This is a genomic window from Roseburia amylophila, assembly GCF_025567465.1.
In the GTDB taxonomy this organism is placed as follows: domain Bacteria; phylum Bacillota; class Clostridia; order Lachnospirales; family Lachnospiraceae; genus Roseburia_C; species Roseburia_C amylophila.
This window is the reverse complement of the sequence record NZ_JAOQKI010000026.1, coordinates 1-12,845: the sequence shown is the minus strand read 5'-3', so window position 1 is coordinate 12,845 and position 12,845 is coordinate 1. Positions and strand designations below refer to the sequence as shown.

14 protein-coding genes are annotated in these 12,845 nt (G+C 40.8%); 13 read left to right on the top strand and 1 reads right to left on the bottom strand.

Going from position 1 to position 12,845, the window contains the following annotated elements:
- Positions 1-6 precede the first annotated feature (6 nt).
- From OCV43_RS12870 to OCV43_RS12835, 8 genes are all read left to right on the top strand, one after another.
- The gene (locus OCV43_RS12870) at positions 7-1,488 is read left to right on the top strand and encodes a glycoside hydrolase family 32 protein (RefSeq protein WP_227710498.1); all 1,482 of its coding nucleotides are present in this window, start codon (positions 7-9) and stop codon (positions 1,486-1,488) included.
- Positions 1,489-1,610: 122 nt separating this feature from the next.
- Positions 1,611-2,579: a PfkB family carbohydrate kinase gene (locus tag OCV43_RS12865; RefSeq protein WP_227701382.1), complete on the top strand. Its 969-nt coding sequence runs from the start codon at positions 1,611-1,613 to the stop codon at positions 2,577-2,579.
- A gap of 147 nt (positions 2,580-2,726) precedes the next feature.
- Positions 2,727-3,209: an RNA polymerase sigma factor gene (locus tag OCV43_RS12860; protein WP_262624285.1), complete on the top strand. Its 483-nt coding sequence runs from the start codon at positions 2,727-2,729 to the stop codon at positions 3,207-3,209.
- On the top strand, positions 3,199-4,422 hold the full coding sequence (locus tag OCV43_RS12855) for a hypothetical protein (RefSeq protein WP_262624284.1): 1,224 nt from the start codon (positions 3,199-3,201) through the stop codon (positions 4,420-4,422). Before OCV43_RS12860 ends, OCV43_RS12855 begins: the two co-directional genes overlap by 11 nt.
- A 239-nt stretch (positions 4,423-4,661) precedes the next feature.
- Complete coding sequence (locus OCV43_RS12850; RefSeq protein WP_262624283.1) at positions 4,662-4,814, top strand: hypothetical protein; 153 nt, start codon at positions 4,662-4,664, stop codon at positions 4,812-4,814.
- A gap of 125 nt (positions 4,815-4,939) precedes the next feature.
- Positions 4,940-5,410: an HD domain-containing protein gene (locus OCV43_RS12845; RefSeq protein ID WP_227710494.1), complete on the top strand. Its 471-nt coding sequence runs from the start codon at positions 4,940-4,942 to the stop codon at positions 5,408-5,410.
- Positions 5,404-6,162: a putative ABC transporter permease gene (locus OCV43_RS12840; protein ID WP_262624282.1), complete on the top strand. Its 759-nt coding sequence runs from the start codon at positions 5,404-5,406 to the stop codon at positions 6,160-6,162. The genes OCV43_RS12845 and OCV43_RS12840 overlap by 7 nt, the downstream gene beginning before the upstream one ends.
- Positions 6,163-6,419: 257 nt before the next feature.
- Positions 6,420-7,319: an Rpn family recombination-promoting nuclease/putative transposase gene (locus tag OCV43_RS12835; protein WP_262624281.1), complete on the top strand. Its 900-nt coding sequence runs from the start codon at positions 6,420-6,422 to the stop codon at positions 7,317-7,319.
- A gap of 104 nt (positions 7,320-7,423) precedes the next feature.
- Here the strand turns inward: OCV43_RS12835 and tyrS are convergent, their stop codons facing one another.
- Positions 7,424-8,650: a tyrosine--tRNA ligase gene (gene tyrS / locus OCV43_RS12830; protein WP_262624280.1), complete on the bottom strand. Its 1,227-nt coding sequence runs from the start codon at positions 8,648-8,650 to the stop codon at positions 7,424-7,426.
- A gap of 659 nt (positions 8,651-9,309) precedes the next feature.
- Between tyrS and OCV43_RS12825 the strand changes: the two genes are divergently transcribed.
- The 5 genes from OCV43_RS12825 to OCV43_RS12805 are packed head-to-tail and all read left to right on the top strand — an operon-like array spanning position 9,310 to position 12,735.
- Complete coding sequence (locus OCV43_RS12825; protein WP_022242539.1) at positions 9,310-10,335, top strand: glycosyltransferase family 2 protein; 1,026 nt, start codon at positions 9,310-9,312, stop codon at positions 10,333-10,335.
- A 33-nt stretch (positions 10,336-10,368) separates the two neighbouring features.
- Entirely contained in the window at positions 10,369-10,920 is a 552-nt protein-coding gene (locus OCV43_RS12820; RefSeq protein ID WP_262624278.1) for a hypothetical protein, read from the top strand.
- Complete coding sequence (locus OCV43_RS12815; RefSeq protein WP_262624277.1) at positions 10,862-11,968, top strand: lysylphosphatidylglycerol synthase transmembrane domain-containing protein; 1,107 nt, start codon at positions 10,862-10,864, stop codon at positions 11,966-11,968. Before OCV43_RS12820 ends, OCV43_RS12815 begins: the two co-directional genes overlap by 59 nt.
- Positions 11,969-12,025: 57 nt before the next feature.
- Positions 12,026-12,424 (top strand): hypothetical protein, encoded by a 399-nt coding sequence (locus tag OCV43_RS12810; RefSeq protein ID WP_117842205.1) that lies wholly within the window; start codon positions 12,026-12,028, stop codon positions 12,422-12,424.
- The gene (locus OCV43_RS12805; protein WP_262624276.1) at positions 12,424-12,735 is read left to right on the top strand and encodes a hypothetical protein; all 312 of its coding nucleotides are present in this window, start codon (positions 12,424-12,426) and stop codon (positions 12,733-12,735) included. Before OCV43_RS12810 ends, OCV43_RS12805 begins: the two co-directional genes overlap by 1 nt.
- Positions 12,736-12,845 lie beyond the last annotated feature (110 nt).

Below are 12,845 nucleotides of genomic sequence, written 5' to 3'. Positions count from 1 at the left end.
CAATTGATGTCAAAGGAAAAAATGCTTCAGGAAATTGAACGGGCACAAATAGTAATTAATCAGAATAAAGAAAAAGTTTCACAGGGAAAAATGAGGCAGAAATACCACTTTATGGCAGAAACGGGATGGATTAATGATCCTAATGGATTGATATATTTCAAAGGAAAGTATCATTTTTTCTATCAGTATAATCCATATCAGAGTTTTTGGGAAAATATGCACTGGGGACATGCTGTCAGTGATGATTTGATTCATTGGGAGTATCTTCCGGTTGCATTAGCACCAAGTGAACCTTATGAAGATCATTTGAAGGGTGGATGTTTTTCCGGAAGTGCAATTGAATTTGACGGAAAGCTATATTTAATATACACAGCAGCAACGAATCATGGAAATGGATTTGTCCAGACACAGTGTGTTGCTTATAGTGAAGATGGTATTCATTTTGAAAAATATGAAAAAAATCCAGTTTTAACAGCACCGGAAGGGATTTCGCCAGATTCCTTCCGGGATCCCAAGGTATGGAAACACGAAGACAGCTATTATATGGTATGCGGAGCTTCAAAAAATCAAAAAGGACAGGCGTTATTGTATCGCTCAGAAGATTTGATACATTGGACATTTATAAATGTATTAGCAGAAAGCAGGGGAGAATGGGGAACCATGTGGGAATGTCCTGATTTCTTTCGTATAGGAAACCGGTATGTTTTAACTTTTTCACCTATTGGTGCAGGAGAGAGGACTTGTGTGTATTTAACCGGTTCGTTTGATTATGATACCGGCAGGTTTGATTATGATGTTTCAGGAGAAATTGATTGGGGTTTTGATTATTATGCACCACAATCATTTCAGGCACCTGATGGAAGAAGAATTATGGTTGCATGGGCAAATGAATGGGAATGGATGCCATTTTTTAAAGACTGGGGACCGACTTACAGGGAAGACTGGTGCGGATTCTTTAATTTTCCGCGCGAAGTTAATATGACCAAAAGTGGAAGATTGAGTTTTGTTCCGATACGGGAGTTAAAAAAATATAGAAAAAAAACTGGTAAATATGTTCAGGACAAGTTGGTGATTTGTGATTCGCAACAAGAGTTAAAATCAGATGATGGAATAGCATTTGAGCTGAAATTTAATATAAATTTACGAGCGAGCAATGCACAGCAATTACTTGTAAAATTAAGATGCGATGAAATAAATCAAACAGTTTGTATATTTGATTTGAAGAACGGAGAATTAAAAGTAAATCGTAATAAGGCAGATGGATGGAGTAAAGGGATATCACACAGTATACTCTTTTTAAAAGAAAAAGATGTATTAGATGTTCATATTTTATCTGATCAAAGTTCCTTAGAATTATTTACTGATAATTATCAAAATAATCATTCTATGAATGTATTTGCGGGAAATGAACAAAATAAAATATATTTTCAGGCAGTAGAAGGAAGTGTTGTGCTGGAAAATGTAGAAGTGTATGGAATTGAACCGTGAAAAAATGAATTTCATTTCATGGTATGATGATATAGAAGAAAAGGAAATGATAAACCAGTTCGGAAAAGAACTGGTTTCATTTCTATAAAAACAAAAGGAAGAAATATAGGAGGAATCGTAATATGAAAAAGAGCTTTGATGTTATTGCATTGGGAGAATTATTAATTGATTTTACGATGAATGGACAGAGTGAACAGGGGAATGATTTGTTTGAAGCATGCCCTGGTGGAGCGCCATGTAATGTTCTGGCAATGTTAAATGAAATGGGAAAGAAAACAGCATTTATTGGCAAAGTTGGAAAAGACCAGTTTGGAAAATTGCTTCGAAATACGTTAAATGATATTGGAATTGATACCTCCAATCTTTTTACAGACAGTACTGTAAATACAACACTTGCATTTGTACATACGTTTCCGGATGGTGACCGTGAGTTCTCTTTTTATCGTAATCCGGGTGCTGATATGATGCTGACAGAAGATGAAATTAATACAACATTTATTTCCCAGGCAAAAATTTTCCATTTTGGAACGTTATCTATGACACAGGATAGTGTAAGAGCTGCAACAAAGAAAGCGGTTAAAGCGGCAAAGGAGAGTGGAGCACTCATTTCATTTGATCCAAATTTAAGGGAACCTTTGTGGAGTTCATTAGAATTAGCCAAAGAACAGATGAATTATGGATTTAGTCAATGTGATATATTGAAAATCTCTGATAATGAGATTCAGTTTGTTACTGGAAAAGAAGATTATGATGAGGGAATCAGATGCCTTCAGGAAAAATATCAGATACCACTCATTCTCTTAACAATGGGAAAAGAAGGAAGCCGCGCTTATTATAAGGGAATGCGTGTGGAATGTAGTGGATTTTCTGTAAAGACAATCGAGACAACAGGTGCAGGAGATACGTTTACGGGAAGTGTGCTGAATTATCTTCTGGAACATGATTTTAATAATTTGACAGAAAAGCAGTTGGAGGAACTTTTAAAGCTGGCAAATGCAGCGGCAGCTATAGTGACAACCAGAAAAGGTGTTATCCGTGCAATACCAAAAAAGAGTGAAATAGAAGAACTGCTTCAAAGGAATATGTTATAATTTATAAAAAGATTTGGACAATAAAAAGAGCTGTGGCACAGTCAGAGGTTGGGTCGGTCAGCTCTTTTTTTTGTAACCTTTTCCCATCCTCACTTGTATATATAGTGAAAGGCCTTTTAAACAGAAAAGAAATATGAGGGATCACTCATGAGAATAGCAACTGAGGTATTAGTGGAAAAGTATAAAGACCATTTATTTGCAGCGGCTTTCAATGTCTGTAAAAATGCAGCAGATGCCGATGATGTGGTGCAGGATACTTTTCTTCAATATCATACAACCAACAGACAATTTGAAAATGAGCAGCATATCAGAGCATGGCTCATTCGGGTGGCAATCAATAAAGCAAAGAACATCAATCTTTCTTTCTGGCGGCAGAAGGGTGTGCCGTTAGAAGAATATATGGAGACACTGACATTTGAGACACCAGAAGCCCAGATACTGTTTACAGAAATCATGAAGCTTCCAGAGAAGTATCGAATCGTCATACATTTATTTTATTATGAGGATTACACCATCCGGGAAATCGCGAAGATTATGAATGTGACAGAAAGCAACGTGAAGGTCAGGTTGACGCGTGGTCGCAGACTGCTCAGAAATGTATTAAAGGAGGAATGGGAAAATGACAGATAAAGAAAGATATAAACAGGCTTTTTCTTCTTTGCATGCCTCCGGACATATTTCTTTGGAGGTCAATATGAATCATAATAGAAAATTTCATCCAACACGTAAATTAATCGCAGCAAGTGCCTGCGCCATATTGTTGTTAGGTGGCAGCAGTGCCTATGCAGCGTATCATTTCCTAAGTCCGTCACAGATTGCGGATGAAGTAGCGGACAATGGAGCATTGAGCCGGGCATTTGCCGGAGAGGATGCGGTAAGCGTCAATGAGACACAGCAGAGCAATGGCTATGATATTACCTTATTAGGACTGGTGTCCGGAGAAAAATTAGAGCTTTGTGTACCACAGGAAACTCGGGAAAATGTCAGCAAATCACATACTTATGCAGCTGTTGCAATTGCAAAAAGTGATGGAACCGATATGGAATACCGTAATTTTTTTGTGGCACCGTTAATCAATAGCGTGTCTGTTTTGGATGCCAATGCAGCAACCATGGATGAGACACTTACCTGGTTCTGTAAAGATGGAGTTCTTTATGAGCTGATAGAATGTGATGATTTGGAAATATTTGCAGACCGTGGTGTACAGTTGGGAATTGTGGACAGCTTCGGGAGCGAAACGGCTGCATTTCGAATGGACAATGAAAGTGGCTCTTACCGTAAAGTGGAAGACTATGCTGGCACAATTGCACTTTTCACCCTGCCATTAGATACCACTAAGGCAGACCCGGCGGCAGCGGAGGAGTACCTTAAGAAGCTTGAAGAAGCTGCGGCAGGAGCTGAGGCAGCAGATACGGAAGGAACTGTCGGCAGAGCAGAAGTCAGCGTAATTACCGGAGCAGAAAGTAAAACTGCAGCAGGCTATATGAATCAGCAGGTCAGAGATTTCGTGGATGGAATTACAGCAGATAATTTATCGGATTATTTTGAAATCGTAAAGGATTATCCGGTATTTTCTGCTACACCGGACGAAAATGGCTGGGTAGATTTTGGAACACAGTATATTGAAAAAGAAGATTATGTTGCAAATGGCGGAAGCGGCGAAGTTTCCAATTGGCTTGCAGAGGATGAATATTTTAGCGTCAATGCGATTACCATGTCAGGAAACGATGGAAAAGAAGATGCTTCCACACTTCGGATTTCCGTTGTTTTCCGCAATGAAGACGGAAGTCTTACAGAAGCATTGTATCAGATCAAACCGGACTGCGTCGATTTGATAAAGTAAATTTAGTAAAGATATGACATAAAAAGAGGTTGTTACACCGGATAGATTTTTTACCAAAATCCGGCTGTAGCAGCCTCTTTTAAAATGCATTTTCTTATGATAAGATTATGGCAAAAATGAGAGCATTGCAAAGGTCTATGATTCCATAGATGAAGTTTTTGTGGATGATGAAGTGGATATTATTTATATTACAACACCTCATAATACCCATTATGAATTTATGAAAGCCGGAAGAGGTTGTGAGCCAGAGAAAGGTATCACCAACTGGTCCAGACGAGCAGGCAACCATCTTATTAAAAAATGATTCAGACCAGATGGCAACAGTTGCGCTTTCCATGCATTCCAAGCAGCCAAAGCGGGCAATGATAAGCTATGAAAAGGTGTTTTTATAGCTTTCTGGTATTTATAAAAAACACTCATGGTTACAGGTTAAGGAAATCGTAAGAATTCGGACATTGACGTAATACATGATATTGATTAAGATGGAATAAGATGAGAAGTAAGAAAGTTAAAGAAAATGGAAGCTTATAGTAAAGATACTTATTTCATGAATATATTAAAACAGGTTGAGGCAGAAACCAGAATTTTGCAGTCCAAGGAGCATATCCAGCATGGAACCACCACGGTATATGAGCATTGTGTTCAGGTGGCATATGAAAGTTACCTTTTTGCAAAAGAACATCAGCTTCAGGTAGAAATGGAGCAGCTGATCCGGGGTGCATTGCTTCACGATTATTTCTTATATGACTGGCATAACCAGCTGACGCCGCATCATCTGCATGGATTTTTCCATCCGGGTGTAGCATTGCGGAATGCCAGCATGGATGTGGAATTAACTCCGATAGAGCATGACATTATCAAGAAGCATATGTTTCCGCTGACACTGGTGCCGCCGAAATACTTGGAAAGCTGGATTGTCTGCTGGATAGATAAGAAATGTTCTACCAGAGAGACCTTACAGCGCAGATGCAGGGAGGAAGTATGTTAGTACAGGTAAGAGAATTTATGGGCACATGCGGAAATGTGTTCCTGCATTTTTTGGTAGCCGGCAGAATTTATTTCCTTTGGTTTGTGATTTACAGTGCAGCAGGATGGCTTTATGAAGCTACCATTTGCTCCCAGATAAAATATCATAAATTTATCAACCGTGGCTACTTAAGAGGTCCGTGGATTCCGATTTATGGAGCGGGAGCAGTGCTTAATTACTGGCTCATCGGCTGGATTGGAAATGTGCCGGCAATCTTTGTGGCAGCCATGTTTACCTCCGGCGTAGTAGAGTATATTACTTCTTATGCGATGGAGCGTATGTTCCACAAACGTTGGTGGGATTATACCAGATACAGATATAATCTGAACGGAAGAATCTGTCTTTATGGCTGCATCATATTTGGAATCGGAAACGTGATACTGCTCCACTTCGTTCATCCGGTAATCATGCAGCTTACCGCAGCAATTCCGGAGTTGGTGCTCACCAGAGTGGTACTTTTCCTATATATTCTCTTTGTAGTTGATGTGGTTTATACGACCGTACATATGGAAACCGTCCGTGCAAGAATGGAAAAGCTGGCACGGCAGATGCGGGACCGGAAAGAATGTTACCTTTATATGGCAGGGGAGCAGAAGGAGTACTGTAAAATTTACTTCGAAGAGAAGAAGGAGCGTTGCAGTAGTTTTGTGGAAGAACGGAAAGAACTGTGCGTTCAATATGTGGAGAAAGTGAAAGACCGGTTCCGGGGGTAGAAGCCTTCGGTACCGGTTTTATAAATATTTTACTTGTTTTCTTCAAGGGCATTTGTTACAATCAACACAAAGCATATATTCTGATTTTCGAGTGGCGGAAGCCAATCTAAATTTCTGGTATCAATTCAATGAATTCTATGCTTTTAAATTCTAATTACAATTTACGAACGCATAGTGCATTGGATAGGTGGAATTTCAGAATCGGAAATGAGATATGCAATCCTGCTTTTCCTTGCATTATGGGAAAAGGAGGAAACATGAAAACATTAGAAGAACTGAATCTGGTGGATGACTTTCTGGTAAACAGCCTGACCAGTCACAAAATTTACGGGGAACAGTCGGCGAGGTACATTTTGGAATGCATTCTGCGTCGGCAGATAGGGAAGCTTACGGTAGTGCCGCAGCGCTTCTTCTGCGGAGAGAATACAGAGACTCACGGCATTCGGCTGGATGTATATCTGGATGAAGAGAACGGAGAAATCTTTGATATAGAACCAGACCAGAATGATGGAAAAGAAGAAATCGTATCACTGCCCAGAAGAGTCCGGTTTTACCATGCGAAGATTGACGCAGGAAATCTGACAGCAGGGGATACCTATGGGAGTCTTCGGAATGTCATCGTAATCTTTATTACAACTTATGATCCCTTTGGACTGAATCGTATGGTGTATACAATCAAAAATGGATGTATCGAAGTACCGGGATTAGAATATGAGGATGGCGCACAGACGATATTCTTGTATACAAGGGGAAGGGAAGGAAACCCGCCGGAGGAATTAAAACAGCTACTGCATTACATGGAGCATTCATCCATAGAGAATGCTCCATCTGAAAACTTGAAAAAGTTACATCGGATGGTAACGGCAGTTAAGCGGGATGGAGAGGTAGGTCTTGCATATATGAAGAGTTTTGAGAGAGAAGAGCGGATTCGAAAACAAGGCGAAGCAGAAGGAAGAAAAGCCGGACTGGAAGAAGGTAAGAAAGCTGGTTTAGAAGAAGGCTTGCAGGAGGGAAAAGAAGTAGAAATCATAAAGCTCGGTAGTAAATTTGGAAAATCAGATGCCGAAATCCTGGCATTGCTGCAGGAAGAATTACAGATAACGGAAGAGCAGGCAAAACAGGTATTAGAAAAGTATGGAAAGACTTTGGATTTATAAAGCGATAAGATTCAGAAAGAAATAGCGAGTTATAGGACAAAAAAGAGTTGTATCGTAACGTCCATCAGGACAAATCGGTACAACTCTTTTGGTTTTTTTATAGATTATTTCATTACAATTTTACAGAATTTCTTCTTTCCACGTTTCAGAACAAATTCTTCTGCATTTTTGATATCATCCGGAGTATATGTGGTCTTGATGTCGGTTACTTTTTCGCCGTTGACGGTAACACCACCCTGCTCTACGGCACGACGTGCCTCGGAACGGGAAGCACAAAGTCCGGCAGAAACAAGAAGTCCCATGATATCGATAACGCCATCGCGAAGGTCTGCCTCTGTAATTTCAGCAGCAGGCATATCTGCATGATTGCCGCCGGAGAATAATGCTCTTGCACTCTCCTGTGCTTTTTTGGCTTCCTCTTCGCCATGAACCAGATTGGTCAGTTCGTAAGCTAAGATTTCTTTTGCCTGGTTTAACTGGCTGCCTTCCCATTTATCCATTTCGTCAATCTGCTCTAATGGCAGGAAGGTTAACATACGCAGACATTTTAATACATCTGCATCGGAAACATTTCTCCAGTACTGATAGAAGTCAAATGGAGAAGTCTTATTCGGGTCAAGCCATACGGCACCGGACTGTGTTTTGCCCATTTTCTTACCTTCGGAATTCAGAAGAAGGTTGATAGTCATCGCGTAAGCATCTTTTCCAAGTTTACGACGAATCAGCTCGGTTCCGCCTAACATGTTGCTCCACTGGTCATCGCCACCAAACTGCATATTACAGCCATATTTCTGGTATAAGGTATAGAAGTCGTAGCTCTGCATAATCATGTAGTTAAACTCTAAGAAGCTTAAGCCCTTTTCCATACGCTGTTTGTAGCATTCTGCAGTCAGCATACGGTTTACAGAAAAATGAGCACCAACTTCACGCAATACTTCAATGTAATTTAAGTCCATGAGCCAGTCAGCGTTATTTACCATAAGAGCTTTGTTATCGGAGAAATCAATAAAGCGGCTCATCTGTTTCTTAAAGCAGTCACAGTTGTGCTGAATGGTTTCCGGTGTCATCATCTGACGCATGTCAGTACGTCCGGATGGGTCTCCGACCATGGCGGTTCCGCCACCAATCAGGGCGATTGGCTTGTTGCCAGCCATCTGGAGACGTTTCATTAAGCAAAGTGCCATGAAATGTCCAACATGAAGGCTGTCTGCGGTTGGGTCAAATCCAATATAAAAAGTAGCTTTTCCATTGTTGATGAGCTCTCTAATCTCGGCTTCATCAGTTACCTGGGCAATCAGGCCACGGGCAACTAATTCATCATATAAAGTCATAATAAAAATCCTTTCTGAAAATATATTTTTTAAAATTCCGGGAAATGTTTTTATCCTGTTTCCCGCATAAAAAAGCCCCCGTCCTGTGAAAGGACGAGGGCGAAGTCTCGTGTTACCACCTTTTTTCACAGATTATTCGCATAACCTGCCTCAGTAAGTGTCCGTCACCGACAGAACTGCCATCTGCAGTGCCTTAAGGATATCTGGCAACTTACGCATCGATAACGTGTGCTAATCCGTCGCAGCCTACTCATTCAAATTTGCACAAACCATTCATTTGTAAAGTTTAATTTTGATTTGACAAATATTAAATATTTGGTGCGAAGCTCCGGGATGTATTCATAACAAGCTGCCCCTGTACCTCTCAGCAACCGGTGACTCTCTGTAGGTTTCCTTTGCTATTACTTGTTCCCATCAAAGCCTGTAACTGCCTTAATTATCCCCATTATAGGGGGTAACTTAAAATTTGTCAAACATAAGATTTTAAAAGCCGGATTTAAAAATTTGTTATTTATTGTTTAACAAATCTTAAGGAAATGTAAATTGACAAATTGCTTTAATTGTGTAATTGTATTAATGGAGTAATACACAAAAAGAAAATTGAAGATAAAAGGAAAGTTCATTCGTTTTAGTAAACAGAGATACAGGAGGTTAGGAAAATGAAGAAAATTACATTTACAGTACCTTGTTATAATTCACAGGATTATATGAAACGTTGCATAGATTCCCTTCTGGTATGCAAGGAGGAAGGGGAAATTATCATTGTAGATGACGGCTCTACCGACAGAACCGGAGAGATTGCCGACGAGTATGCAAAGGAATATCCGGATATTGTGAAAGTCATACATAAAGAAAACGGTGGACATGGTTCCGGCGTAAATGCAGGACTTGAGGCAGCCACAGGAACTTATTTTAAAGTGGTGGATTCTGATGACTGGCTGGATGAGGAAAGTTTAAAGGAGCTTCTTTCAGAACTTCGGGAATGGGAGTGGCAGGAAAAAGAAGTGGATCTGGTAGTCTGCAATTATGTCTATGACCACCTTTATGAGAATAAGACAAAGCCAATGCGCTATACCAATGTATTTCCGGAGAAGAAGATTTGTACATGGAATGACATGGGTAATTTCAAGCCGTCCCAGTACCTTGTGATGCATGCGTTGCTTTACCGCACCCAGATATTGCGGGATTGCAGGCTGCAATTGCCGAAGCACACCTTTTATGTGGACAACATATTTGCATATAAACCATTGCCTTATGTGAAAAATATCTGTTATCTGAATCTGGATTTGTATCATTATTTTCTGGGAAGAGATGACCAGTCCGTGAATGAAAAGGTCTTAATGAAGCGGATTGACCAGCAGATTAAGGTGACCAAACTGGTGTCAGACTGCGTGAACCTTGGTGAGGTATCAAAAACTTATCCGAAGCTGGCAGCCTATATGACAAGAAATATCTCTATCATGATGGCAATTTCTTCCATCCATCTGCTGCTGATTGGAGATAAGGAAGCTTATGCGAAAAGGGAGAATCTCTGGGAGCATATAAAGGCACTGCATCCAAAGCTTTATAGCATTTTAAAATACCGGAGATTAAGCGGATTTACTTATCTGCCGGGGGGTGTGGCAGGCGGTTTTGTAACCCTGACCGGTTATCGTCTGGCACGGAAGATGTACCAGTTCCAGTAAGAAACAGCAGAAATCGTATAAGAGGATAAGAAAATGGAAAAATTATACATCGGATTAGTAGATACACCGGGGCTGTTTGCGTGGATGATCCGCAAAGCCATCCGACAGGATTACATACATGTGGTGCTTGGCATGGACGAAATGCTGGATGAGTGCTACAGCGTGGGAAGAAGATTTCCTTCGATACCGCTTCTGGCGGGTTTCGAGCGGGAAGAAAAGGAAAAAATCATACGGGCATTTCCAACGGCGCGTTATATGATATTTGCCATAGACTGCACAAAAGAACAGAAGGAAAATATCAGAAAGCAGTTGAAAAAATGCTATGAAAACCGTTACAAATATCATTACTGCATCGCGGGGCTGCCTTTTATTTTATTGCAGAAGGAATTCTTCCGGGAGAAACGCTATACCTGTTCCTCCTTTATTGCCCGGGTGCTTGGGGAGAATGGATTAAAGCTTTTTTCGAAGCATTTTTCACTGGTAACGCCAAAAGATTTTTATGAATTAGAGCAGAAAGAGGTCATCTATGAAGGAGAACTTAAGCAGCTCATCTGTATGGAGCAGTATCGGACAGAAATTGCATAAGAATAAAAAGAATCTCATCAGTGTCCTGCTGTTTCTTTTACTGGCGGCACTGACCTTCTCTGCTATCTGTAAGGGAAATGATATGACAGAGGTGGCAAAGGCAGTAAGAAAAATGGATGTGTGGTATCTCTTTGGAGCCATGGGGGTTGGAATTTTCTTTGTATCGGCAGAAGGGCTGATGATCTGCTATCTTCTGCGGGCACTGGGAAATCCCATTGCAGCAGGCAGGTGCATCAAATATTCCTTTATTGGATTTTTCTATTCGGGAATCACACCGTCCGCCACAGGCGGACAGCCGATGCAGCTCTATCATATGAAAAAGGATGGGTTAAAGATATCGGAAAGTACTGTGGTCTTAATGACGGTAGCAGTGCTTTACAAATTTGTGCTGGTGGTGATTGGACTTTTCATGCTGCTGTTTGGTTATCATCCGCTAAAGAATTATCTGGGAAGCTATATGTGGCTTTTTTATCTGGGACTACTGTTAAATACAGTGCTGGTGATTTTTCTTTTAATCGTGATGTTCGGGCCAAAGCTGTTTCACAATATTGTGACAGGAGTAGAGCGGTTCTGCGTACGGTTTCACCTGCTGAAACACTCGGAGGAACGAATTGAAAAACTCTTCGGCTTTGAGGAAAAATACCGGGAGACGGTGCAGTTTTTTGCCGGACATAAGGGAAAAATCGTGGCGGTCACATTATTTACGGTGCTGCAAAGATGCAGTGTATTTTTCCTGACTTATCTTGTATATCTTGGCTTTCATTTAAAGGGCACAGATGCGCTTACGGTCATGATGCTCCAGGCATCCGTCTATATCGCCGTGGATATGCTGCCATTGCCGGGGGCACAGGGAATTACGGAGCTGATGTATAAGAGCATTTTCGCCGGGGTATTTCCGGGAACTTTTCTTACGGCATCCATGTGTGTGTCCCGTGGAATAAATTTCTACTTTTTGTTGATAACTTCTGCAATTCTTACGGTGATTGTATATATCCTGGAGCGAAAGTGCAGCAGAAAGAAACCCGCAGAAACCGCCGAATACAATTGACTTTGAGAAACTTCCCTCATATAATAAAAGTATCAGTTTTATAAGGAGGATATAAATATGGCATGTTTTTTAGTTCCGGCAACGGAAGCTGCAGTTACCACAATTGCAGAGCATGTGGTAAAGGGGAAAGAGGAACGCGCAAATAAAGAGGAACTTACCTTAAGTGAGAACAGCAAGACACCATTTTCTCATAAATTAAAATGGTTAAATCATATGCTTTGGGGCGGTTCTGCACTGCTGGCATTTGAACATATCTGGCATGGCGAAGTGACACCATGGTTCCCATTTTTAACAGCAGCAGGAAATCCGGAGGATGCGATGGCAATGCTCCATGAGATGGCAACAACCGGTGTCGCCATGGCAGTACTTGTTACGGCTGTGTGGGCTGGTATGGTAGCAGTATCCAATGTAATCGAGAAACGTCCGGTTATCGGAACAGGTAAGGAGATACAGTAATGACTTTACTTACAGCAGCCATTGCGGCAGTGATTGTAACTTTGGTATGGTATTTTAAGGACGGCACCAACGAGATGCGAATAGGAACCTTAAGTCTTATGTACTGGGGCGCCACACTGATGTGGCTGGTAGATGCGATAGTTGAGTATATAGAATTAAAGGCAGCGTATTTTACACCGGAACCGGTGGACATGCTGAATGATTTTTTCCTGGGGATATCTGTAGTGGTCTTAGGATTAATCATCTGGCTGGTAATGTTTTTAATCAAAGATCCAAAGGGCGTGCTGCAGAAACGGTTACAGAGAAAATAGAAATATTAATAGTCCCTTTTTTAAAGGTATATTCGAAGGGGCTGTAAAAAAACTCCCCTAGAAAAAAATCGCCCAGACCGTGAGGTCTGAGCGTTTTTTTGGTATAATTA

What these genes read in the sequence shown, in the direction of transcription:
- tyrS (WP_262624280.1), bottom strand. Translation starts at nt 8,650, where the DNA reads ATGACTTTATATGATGAATTAGTTGCCCGTGGCCTGATTGCCCAGGTA.
- OCV43_RS12825 (WP_022242539.1), top strand. Translation starts at nt 9,310, where the DNA reads ATGAAGAAAATTACATTTACAGTACCTTGTTATAATTCACAGGATTAT.
- OCV43_RS12820 (WP_262624278.1), top strand. Translation starts at nt 10,369, where the DNA reads ATGGAAAAATTATACATCGGATTAGTAGATACACCGGGGCTGTTTGCG.
- OCV43_RS12835 (WP_262624281.1), top strand. Translation starts at nt 6,420, where the DNA reads ATGAAAACATTAGAAGAACTGAATCTGGTGGATGACTTTCTGGTAAAC.
- OCV43_RS12810 (WP_117842205.1), top strand. Translation starts at nt 12,026, where the DNA reads ATGGCATGTTTTTTAGTTCCGGCAACGGAAGCTGCAGTTACCACAATT.
- OCV43_RS12815 (WP_262624277.1), top strand. Translation starts at nt 10,862, where the DNA reads ATGAAGGAGAACTTAAGCAGCTCATCTGTATGGAGCAGTATCGGACAG.
- OCV43_RS12865 (WP_227701382.1), top strand. Translation starts at nt 1,611, where the DNA reads ATGAAAAAGAGCTTTGATGTTATTGCATTGGGAGAATTATTAATTGAT.
- OCV43_RS12845 (WP_227710494.1), top strand. Translation starts at nt 4,940, where the DNA reads ATGGAAGCTTATAGTAAAGATACTTATTTCATGAATATATTAAAACAG.
- OCV43_RS12805 (WP_262624276.1), top strand. Translation starts at nt 12,424, where the DNA reads ATGACTTTACTTACAGCAGCCATTGCGGCAGTGATTGTAACTTTGGTA.
- OCV43_RS12855 (WP_262624284.1), top strand. Translation starts at nt 3,199, where the DNA reads ATGACAGATAAAGAAAGATATAAACAGGCTTTTTCTTCTTTGCATGCC.
- OCV43_RS12860 (WP_262624285.1), top strand. Translation starts at nt 2,727, where the DNA reads ATGAGAATAGCAACTGAGGTATTAGTGGAAAAGTATAAAGACCATTTA.
- OCV43_RS12840 (WP_262624282.1), top strand. Translation starts at nt 5,404, where the DNA reads ATGTTAGTACAGGTAAGAGAATTTATGGGCACATGCGGAAATGTGTTC.
- OCV43_RS12870 (WP_227710498.1), top strand. Translation starts at nt 7, where the DNA reads ATGTCAAAGGAAAAAATGCTTCAGGAAATTGAACGGGCACAAATAGTA.